Here is an 8,546-nt window from a genome sequence, read left to right as displayed (position 1 = left end):
ATAATTTTTATAATGTCTGTAAGATTAAATCTTGACTTCTACAGTGATTTTGCTTTTTTTTAAATAAGGTATTACTTTTTTCTTAATTCAGGTATCATAATTGCTATGTTAACTAAAAGTTCTTTAACATCAATATGGATAACTCCTTTCTTTGAAGTTAAAAATTTTTTTTATAAAAGGTAATATAATATCGAAACTTATTTTTTGAAATCTAGTTACTATATAACTAAGCCCTTGAAAAGAAGTCTCATATATTTTTTCACTTTCTTCTTTTTGAAAAAAAATATAAACAAACCTCTAATGCTTCATTATAATCTAAAGAATTTTGGCAGAAACTTAAAATAAATTCTATTTTTTCTTCTTCATTCTTTAGGTTATTTATTAAATTTTATCAGTAAATACCTGCAACTCTTTTTGAGTAAAAAAATCAATGCCATTTTTAATATATTCTAAATAGATTTTTCTTTTTGACTTAATTATATAAGCGGCGATTGTTTCTAAAGTATCAATAGTTTCATATTTTATTCGTTTACTTTCACTTCTCAGATTCTTAAATAAGATAGGTAATATCAATTTATCTTCAATATTGCTAAATCTACGAACCGCAATGTCTAAAGCTTGAATGGTTGCAGTCTGCAATAATTCTTCAGGATCCCTCAAATTTTTGATAATACAATCCATTGCTTCATCATAATTCTCATAATGCCCTACATTTATTATATAGTAGAAAGATTTTTCCTATTCTGGAAGATTAATCACATTAGGTTGTTTTTTTAAACTCTTCTTCGTTAACTATCATAACTAATGTCCTTATTTTATAATTTTACCATTATATTTTAATAATCATTCTTTATGTTTTTCAGGTAATCTAGCTTGAATCAATTTTTCAAAACTTTTTATTGTTTCTAAGTTAGTAGGCACTTCCGTTTCTTTTACCTTCATCATTATTAGTATTTTAAGTTATTTTTCTGGATACCGTGAAGGGATCACGGTATGACACGAATGCGTCGTTCTACACATTATTAGTGTATCAGGTTCTACCTGTCTATCACAAAATAGGACTATAATTTTATTTAGAAAATGGTGCCAATGTGGGGATTTGAACCCCAGACCTACGCATTACGAATGCGCCGCTCTACCAGCTGAGCTACATCGGCAAGGCTGAGATATGTCATTCCTGTGAGGTATTGCCCGCGTGGACTGGTTTTCCGTCATTGCGAGAAGAATTACGTAGTAATTAGACGAAGCAATCCAGCAAAAATTCTGTAAATCAGAATTGTTTAATTATTTTTTGGATTGGAACAATGCTTCGCTCCTCGCAATGACGATTTGGCATCCATGCAACAACGCAGACAAGTCACGAGGTGACAATGAAGCATTTTTATAAATGCGTTGAAAATCTTAAATGGAAATGCTGCGTATCGTCATATTTCTTCTTCTTAACCGAGAAACCCCAATCCATTCTGATCGGTGCAAAACGTGTTACCCAAATAAAGCCGAAACCAACGGAAGCTCTAAGCGATTTATCGTTATAAAAACCGTTTGGAGTTTGATATTGTTTCTTATTTAGACCTACTCCCCATACGCTTCCTAAATCCATAAATACTGCACCTGTTAAATTAAACTCTTCAGGTACAGGTGTTGGGAAATTAAGCTCTGTTGAGAATGTATAATATCGCTCACCGCCAAGTCCTTCATTAGTGACCTTTTCACGAGGTCCTACACCACCGCTTGCAAAGCCTCTTAAACTATAATCACCTAAATTAAAGCGATCGGAAATTCTAATAATTTTTCCTCCAAGCCCTGCAATATCACCGCCGGAAGCAGATAATTTTAAAGTAAGTTTGTTATGTATGAAAGATTTATAATATTTACCATCAACTTCATGTTTTATATATTTGTTATCACCTCCAACGCCGGCAAATTCTTGGGTACCGCTTACTAAATAACCGTTCTTTGGAACAATGTTATTATCGGTTTGATCATAAGTAATAGTATGTCCTATAGCAGAAGTAATAAATCTTCCCATCTGCTCATTTAAGAATATTGAGCTTGATGGACTCGGTGCACTTAAAATATCACGTTTAATTAAATAATCTATTTCGTGACCTAAATCTTCTTTAATTTCATAGCCAAGAGAAGTTTTAGCCCCTATAGAGTGTAACTTATAGCTTTGATCGGTTGTATTTAATACACTAGCACCGCGTCCGGTATAGTTTCTAAAAGCATTTACGCCAAGCGATAAATCACGATCTAAAAAGTGTGGCTCGGTAATACCGCCGTAATAGCTTGTACTGTTTTTACTTACTTGTACACCGGCATTAAGTAGTGTACCGGTACCGACTAAATTGCGCTCTAAGAAAGAGAAACGTCCAAATAAACCGCCGGCAGTATTATATCCTAAATCAAAACCTATAGAGGAAGTAGATTTTTCATCAACTTCAACATTAACATCATATTTATCTTTAGCTTTAGTCGGAGCTAAGCTAATTGCTACTTTCTCAAAATAATCTAAATTTCTAAGGTTACGCTCGCCTTTTTCAATATATGAACGATTAATTATGTCACCTTCTTCTGTTTTAAATTCTCTTCTTATAACATGGTCTTCGGTTTTAAGGTTATTAATAATATTAATTTTATTAATATAAACCTTATCGGCCTTCTCAATAATAAATTTAATATCTGCAGTATGATTAGCATTTTTCATTATATCCAGATAAACATTTACCGCAGGGTAACCGTTTGCTGTAAAATATTCTCCGATTTTTTCAGCTATATCATCAACCGTTTTCATATTGAAAACCTTGCCTCGCTTAATATTAACAATTTTATTAAGCGGTGTTATATTTATATTAGTTAATTTATTATCTATCGTAACATTACCGAAGCTATATTTTTCTCCCTCTTCAATGGAATAGGTAAGGGTGAAATATTCTTTAGTATTATTGAGTTCTGCCGATGCCGAAATTACTCTAAAATCTGCAAAACCTACAGATTGATAAAACTCTCTCAGTAATTCTTTATCATATTCTACTCTATCAGGATCGTAAGTATCGTTACTTTCTAAAAAACGAAACCAACGAGATTCTTTAGTTAAAACAACGGATTTAAGTTCTGAATCACTATAATTTTCATTACCGCTAAAATAAATATATTTAATACCGGTTTTTGGCCCTTCTGCTATATCAAAAATAACCTTAACTCTATTGTTTTCTAAATTTTCGATTTTAGGTGTTACTGTAGTAGCAAAACGTCCGCTACGCTTATAAATTTCCAATATTTTCTTTACATCTAATTCGATTTTAGCTTGGCTAAGAGATTCACCAGACATTGTATAAATTTCTTTAGCGAGCATATTAGTTTTGATTTTAGAATTACCGCTAAATACCACGCTACTTATAAAAGGCGTTTCAGTAACGTTAACTATTAAATTACCCTCATTTGTTATATGTATATTTATATTTCTAAAAAGTGAGGTAGCATATAAATTTTTTATTGCTTCATCTTCTTTAGAATTATTATAGGTTTCTCCTACCTTAAGCTTTAAATAGCTCTCAATAGTAGAACGCTCAACTCTATGGTTACCTTCGATAGTTATTTTACGAATTACAGAGTCGGCTAATGAAATATGATAATAAAAAACCGTTAATAATAAAATTATTAACTTACTAATTAATCTGATTTTCACCTAAAACCTTCTTTAAGATTTAAATATTAACCGTCATTGCGAGTAGCCATAGGCTGCGTGACAATCTCATGAAATAATAACAAACTCCTGAGATTGCTTCGTCAATTACTTTGTAATTTCCTCGCAATGACGATTTTTGAACCATGCAACAACGTCTCCTCGAAATGACGACAAAGAATGCATTTAAACATAATTAATGTACTCCACTATAGTAGATAATATAAACGAGAGCAAGCAAATCTATAATTTAGGAAAATAAATTTTGTATATCGTTAGAAACAGAGATTGTAATAAGCAAAACTATTATTGCCGCTCCTAATTGTAATAAAATATTTTTAGTTTTAGGATTCGGTAATCTACCGGTAATTGCTTCATAGAGTATAAATATCAAATGTCCGCCGTCAAGTACCGGTATAGGTAGTAAGTTAAGTAATCCTAAATTAACGGAAAGCATTGCTATAAATAATAGATACATTTGGGTTCCGCCAGCTATAGATTTTCCTGATTCTTTAGCAATAGCTACCGGTCCTCCTATCTCATCGAATGAACGTTTTCCTACAATCATTTGCGATATTGCTTTTAGAGTTAAAGCAGACATATCTATAGTAGTATTAATAGCTTCCCAAAATCCTCCTAAAATTCCTATTTTAGTATGCATAGGTTCATTTTTAGCTATAATACCGATGCGAAGAGTTTTCTTAACTTTCTTTTCTTCGGGGGGCGATATAATGATTTCTTGAGGCATTATATTAACGGTAAATTCTTCACTTTTTCTTTCTATAGTTAAAGTAGAAGAGCTAAAGCCGTTAATTAATATCTCTCTCTGTACGCCCCCAAAACCTTTAACAGATTTATCGTTAACCTTAACAATTTTATCTCCTTCTCTTAAGTCTGCTCTCGCTGCTGGTGATGAAGCTACTACATCACCTATTATAGGAGGCATCTCTGTTTTGCCAAAGTAATAATAAAAGCCTGCAAATATTATTACGGCAAGCAAATAATTAATTAACGGACCTGCCGCAACTATTAAAAAACGTTCTAAACAAGATTTAGCATAAAAAGCTACTTTTTCGTTAACTTCTTTAGTCTTATCCATAAGGCTGCGATCATAGCCGTAAATCTTGACATAGCCGCCAAGCGGTATAAGACAAATCTTCCACCTAACTCCTATTGTATCAGTAATACCTATTAGTTCTTTGCCGAAACCTATAGAGAATGCTTCAACTTTTACATTAAAATATCTAGCAATACAATAATGCCCAAATTCATGGATAAATACCAAGATGCTGATGGTTATAATAAATCCGATTATAGACAACATAAAAATTTTATAAGTTTACTAATAAATTATTTTAAGGTATAAATTGCAAGATTATAGATATCATTTCGTTGTTGTGAGTGATATTGTTGTGGGAATCCCTTTCCACATCATTGCGAGAAAATTACGAAGTAATTGACGAAGCAATCTCAGGATATTTGACGAGATTGCCACGCCAGCCTACGGCTGCCCGCAATGACGATTTGGTATCCACGCAAGTAATACTCACTCGCAATGACGAAAATTAAATTTTAAATTTCTTTTCTCTATGAGTTCAAATAAAATTAATAAAAAGTCGATTGCACGTATTGCAGCAGTGCAAGCTATTTATCAAAACATATTGCAAAATAACGACGATATGGATGATATCATGCAAAATGTACTTTCTTTTTATCAAAATAATAATTCTACAACAGATGTACCTGAGAATTTAAAAATATCATTAAGTATAAGTCATTTTAAAATGCTGGTAAAGTCAGTATTTGAAAATATTAATAAACTAGACGAAATTATCGACAATCATTTAATAAATGATAAAGATCCTGCGCATATGCCGATCTTACTCCGAGCTTTATTGCGGGTTAGTATATGTGAGCTATTATTTTGCTCTACTACTCCTGCTAAAGTAGCAATCAACGAATATACGGACATAGCAAATGATATGTTAAATGAACATGAGATTGGTTTTGTGAATTCAATATTAGACAAAATAGCTCAAGAAAATAATAAAATTTCATGACAAATAATTTAAGCGGTTATAGAAATAAATTCGTTAGAGTTAAGACTTCTAAAAAACGTACCGTCTCTTCTAGCAATTGGCTTAGACGCCAATTAAACGATCCGTATGTTGCAAAAGCACGTATAGAAGGCTTTAGGTCGAGAGCTGCATATAAACTACATGAAATCCATGAAAAATTTAAACTTTTTAATCCTAACATGAAAATTGTTGATCTAGGAGCAGCTCCTGGGGGGTGGAGTCAAGTAGCTTCCAAGCTTATTAAAGCTTCGGATAATAGCCTAAATAATAAAATAATCTCTATCGATTTGTTAGCAATCGAACCTATTGCCGGAGTTGAGTTTTTTCAAAAAGATTTTTTTGAAGAAAATACGGAAGAATTAATTATTCAGGCTTTAGACGGTAAAGCTGATATAGTAATGAGTGATATGGCATCAAATACCATAGGTCATAAAGCTACAGACCATATAAGAACCTTACTTTTATGTGAGCAAGCTTTTGAATTTGCTTTAAAAGTATTAAAACCCTCCGGTCATTTTATTGCTAAAATTTTTCGTGGCGGTGCAGAAAACGAATTGTTAAATAAAGTGAAACGTGAATTTAGGATAGTAAAACATTTTAAACCTTCATCCAGCCGCAGCGAATCTACGGAAATCTATTTAGTTGCTCTAAATAAGAAATAACATATATAAATTTACTATATATGTTATTTTTTTATTTAACATACTAGATGATAACCACTTATATCTCCTGTTGTTTTGACTTCCTGAGCGTATTCTTGACTGCAGCTTTGAAAATTATTATATATCCCAACTAAATTAGCTCCGGTTCCAGTTTCAACTATTTGATTATATAAATTATTTTTTAAATTTAGAGTATTTTTAGCATATTTTTGTGTTCCTGCTTCCCAATCATCTACGATCAAAGTAATATTCTGTTTCAAATCAGAAAAATTAACAAGTCCATGTTTACTGATTCCGGTTATTATTTCCTCAAAGCCTTCGACTATTCCATTAATTCCTAAGTATTTTGTAACTTTTTGTTTGGCAAAATTATATAAATATGATGCCCATTCTTCTGATTGTGACAGTCCTATTTTTTTACCAGGAAGTACCATTGTTGTTTTTCCCAAATGCTTATTAGTAATATTAATAAGATTATGTTTTGCATTATATATCTTGGAATGGGTAGCTAATTCTTCTATTGGAGTTGTTACTTTTCCGGTAAATAAATTTTTTTCTATGCCTCTTTCAATTATCGGTTTTGAGCCAGGGCTGTCAAAAGTTGTAGATTTATTAAAATGTAAGTTGCGAGAATGTATTTCTACTGAAGTTAAATCTGCAGTTATTGCTCCAAGTGAATGACCGCTAGTATTAAAAATATATTCTGTGGCTTTACTTAAGCCGCCTAATTCGTTAATTACTTCATTAACAAATTCCTGGAGCGGAGTTAGTTTAGTAGGTAAATAATGAAGAGCGATAAGTAAGTCGTCTAGTAAATCATATATATTGAATTTTGTACCAGCACTAGCAATATGAACTTCTTTAGTTTCTTTATTTATAAATGCAACAGCTTTATAACCAAATTTAGCAGTGCTAACATAATCACATGAAGCGGTCAGTATTCCCCAGCCGCTATCTGCTAATTGTTCATTGACCTTTGATGCTTCTAGATTATAAACATTTAAATCATCTGTTTTATATGCGAGGTCTAACCCTATATAAGCAAGTTTTTTAGTGTTAATATGTTTAGAATTTTTGTGCTTAGACATATCTACCTCTTTTTTATCGCTATTACCATAAAATATGGTTTTTTCTAAAAAATGTCAAGTATTAACATTAATTAACTTGTTATTAAATAAAAGTTGGCATTTGATTACCTTTGTTATATAGCGCATTTGCGTTATATTTAAAAACCATGAAACATGGTAACTTAAACAAGGAGATAAACTATGTTTACATTATTAGTACGTAATTTATTCGGAAGTAATAAACCTATTACTTACTTATCTTTAATAGAAAAAGCAAAAGCAGATTATAGTTTTTATACAAAACTAGCATCAGGCAGTTTTCTTGCAGGAACAAGTAGTTTATTTCATCTAGTAGTTGGCTAAGCAAAATACCTTTAATAACAGGGGCTGTTTTTGGTACTAGTTATGGGGCAAAAGGCATTATGGATAGTAATGAACAAATAAAGCTTTTTACTAAAGCTTATGAAGCGACTAAGGTTGAAGAGTATTTGGCTGTTTCGGGGGTAGGAAGTTTTGTATACGGTACTGCTATAGATAAAAACGGTGTAGATAAATTTACCGGTAAATATATTGAAGGAACAAACGGTAAGATAATATCTAATGCAATAACTCGTGTGCCAACCTTAAGTTTAACAGAAGACGGCGTTGGTTACAAACATAATGGTGGTTATGAAATAGTAGAATCAACAGATCGTGCGTTATATCAGGAAATACCTGGCGCGAAAGGACAATATACAAATAAATTAGTTCTAGATACTAGTATTCTTTCTTTACATGGTTGTATTATTCAGCAGCTAATACAAAATGGCTATTCAAGTGACGATATTGAAAAAGCTTTAAGTTTAGGAACTGTTGAAAAGAGAGAAAGTTACAAAAATAAGCAATTAGCAGAATACAAGTCAAATTTGACAAGTAAGCTATGGCATGGTACAGAGAAAGCTATACAAAATAAAGAAGTAGAACTTTCAAAAGAAATACAGAAATATGCTGAAATAAATGAAGCTTATGAAGCATTATTTAACCACCAGGTCGTGCCTCCGTATTGCAGTTTAGA

Annotated in this window: 7 protein-coding genes, 1 tRNA gene and 1 pseudogene; 3 read left to right on the top strand and 6 right to left on the bottom strand. The window is 31.7% G+C overall.

What is annotated here, in order from left to right; genetic code table 11:
- Positions 1-381: 381 nt before the first annotated feature.
- The 5 genes from KYQ89_RS02510 to rseP form a co-directional block, all read right to left on the bottom strand.
- Positions 382-681 (bottom strand): hypothetical protein, encoded by a 300-nt coding sequence (locus tag KYQ89_RS02510; RefSeq protein WP_218460269.1) that lies wholly within the window; start codon positions 679-681, stop codon positions 382-384.
- A gap of 400 nt (positions 682-1,081) precedes the next feature.
- Positions 1,082-1,157, bottom strand: a tRNA-Thr gene (locus tag KYQ89_RS02505).
- Between the two features lie 224 nt (positions 1,158-1,381).
- Entirely contained in the window at positions 1,382-3,688 is a 2,307-nt protein-coding gene (gene bamA / locus KYQ89_RS02500) for an outer membrane protein assembly factor BamA (RefSeq protein ID WP_218460268.1), read from the bottom strand.
- 19 nt (positions 3,689-3,707) lie between these two features.
- A complete protein-coding gene (locus tag KYQ89_RS02495; protein ID WP_218460267.1) occupies positions 3,708-3,833 on the bottom strand; it encodes an RND transporter in 126 nt (41 codons plus the stop codon).
- A 102-nt stretch (positions 3,834-3,935) separates the two neighbouring features.
- Positions 3,936-5,009: an RIP metalloprotease RseP gene (gene rseP, locus KYQ89_RS02490; protein ID WP_218460266.1), complete on the bottom strand. Its 1,074-nt coding sequence runs from the start codon at positions 5,007-5,009 to the stop codon at positions 3,936-3,938.
- A 265-nt stretch (positions 5,010-5,274) separates the two neighbouring features.
- Here rseP and nusB point away from each other — a divergent pair, with 265 nt between their 5' ends.
- Positions 5,275-5,745 carry a transcription antitermination factor NusB gene (gene nusB, locus KYQ89_RS02485; RefSeq protein WP_218460265.1) on the top strand — a complete coding sequence of 157 codons (471 nt, stop codon included), beginning with the start codon at positions 5,275-5,277 and terminating at the stop codon, positions 5,743-5,745.
- A complete protein-coding gene (locus KYQ89_RS02480; RefSeq protein WP_218460264.1) occupies positions 5,742-6,425 on the top strand; it encodes an RlmE family RNA methyltransferase in 684 nt (227 codons plus the stop codon). Before nusB ends, KYQ89_RS02480 begins: the two co-directional genes overlap by 4 nt.
- 35 nt (positions 6,426-6,460) lie before the next feature.
- On the opposite strand, the gene KYQ89_RS02475 is transcribed toward KYQ89_RS02480, so the two are convergent.
- Complete coding sequence (locus tag KYQ89_RS02475) at positions 6,461-7,513, bottom strand: hypothetical protein (RefSeq protein ID WP_218460263.1); 1,053 nt, start codon at positions 7,511-7,513, stop codon at positions 6,461-6,463.
- A 180-nt stretch (positions 7,514-7,693) separates the two neighbouring features.
- On the opposite strand from KYQ89_RS02475, the pseudogene KYQ89_RS02465 reads away from it, so the two are divergent.
- Positions 7,694-8,546: pseudogene (locus tag KYQ89_RS02465) on the top strand (hypothetical protein); the annotation flags it as partial.

It is taken from the genome of Rickettsia sp. TH2014, from assembly GCF_019249195.1.
Taxonomy (GTDB): Bacteria; Pseudomonadota; Alphaproteobacteria; order Rickettsiales; family Rickettsiaceae; genus Rickettsia; species Rickettsia felis.
This window is presented reverse-complemented; position numbering and strand designations above follow the sequence as displayed.